General features: G+C 60.2%; 1 protein-coding gene. It reads left to right on the top strand.

The features are described 5' to 3' along the window. On the top strand, positions 1 to 1,352 hold a 1,352-nt coding region (locus ACZY1F_RS21240; RefSeq protein WP_463944402.1), incomplete at its 5' end, for an ABC transporter substrate-binding protein. Positions 1,353 to 1,363 lie beyond the last annotated feature (11 nt).

Here is a 1,363-nt window from a genome sequence, read left to right as displayed (position 1 = left end):
GGTGCGCCTTCTCTTCAACCCTCAGCTATTGCGAAGGAATCGTCATGAACAAGAACACCCCGCTCGTCTCGAGCATGTCCCGGCGTGGATTCATTTCCCTGACCGGCGCAGCGGCCCTAGCCGCGTCTCTTGCCTCCTGCGCAGCAGGCGGCGGTAGCAATTCGGCCTCCAGCGGGACCCTGAAGTTCTGGGATATGCCCTGGGGCCCCGAAGGGTTCGCCGCGGAAGCCGAAAAGCTGGCGAAGTCGTTCCCGGCCTCCAACGGCATCACGGAGGTCAGCTACCAGCAGGTCCTGTGGAACGGCTTCAACGAAACATACTCATCAGCGATCGCCTCCAAGACCGGCCCTGCCGTGTCCACCGGCGGCGGCTTCCAGGCCTTTCAGTTCGCCGCCCAGGGCGCGGTGGCGTACGCGGACAACCTCATCGAATCGTTCAAGAAGGACGGCTTCTACGAGGACTTCCTGCCCAACACCATCGAGGCGCTGAAAACCCCTGACGGTTACGTCGCGGTGCCGTGGGCGGTCGATGTCCAGACACTCTGGTACCGCAAGTCCATCCTGGACGAAGTGGGAGCCACCGTTCCCACGACCTGGGATGAGTTCCTCGAGACAGGCAAGAAGATCGCCGCCAAGGGCTACTACGCCTTCGGCATCAGCGGCGGCACCGCCAACTTCGGACCCATGGCAACCCTGAGCCTGATGATCAACAACGGCGGCGGGCTCTTCAACGAAGCCGGTGAGCTGGACATCGTTACAGACCGGAACATCGAAACCGCCGACTTCATCATGAATCTGGTCAAGTCCGGCCTGACCGACCCGGGCGCGGTAAGCCTGAAAGACGATGACCTAGTCACCCAATGGGCCAACAAGAAAATTGGCATGGGCTTCTACTACCTGGGCCTGGATGACACCCTCAAGGACACCGACGTTATGGTCGCCGCACCCTTGAAGGGCCCGCACGGGGACACCGGCACCATCCAGTACGTCAACAACATCATGATGTACCAGAACACCCCGTCCCAGGCAGGCTCCGAAGCATTCGTCACCCACTATCTGAAGAACATGAAGCAGCTGTGGGAACAGAAGCTCGTCTCCCAGGTGCCGGCGCTGAAATCCATCGCCGAATCTCCCACGTTCACCGCCAGCAAGTCCAACGTCGCAATCGTTGAACAGTGGCAGCCAATAGCCAAGACCCTCGCTTCCAAAGGCAAGGAATCCAGCGCCAAACTCGCCGCGATCGACGGCGGACAGGCCATGGGCGACTTCTGCCAGACACTCCTGGGCGCAAAAACCGACGCAAAAACCGCCCTGACCAAACTCCAAAGCGATATCCAGTCAGTCATATCATGAGCACAACACCA

It is taken from the genome of Pseudarthrobacter xylosi, from assembly GCF_055412765.1.
The sequence above is the reverse complement of the archived record's forward strand: the minus strand, read 5'-3'. Positions and strand labels throughout refer to the sequence as shown.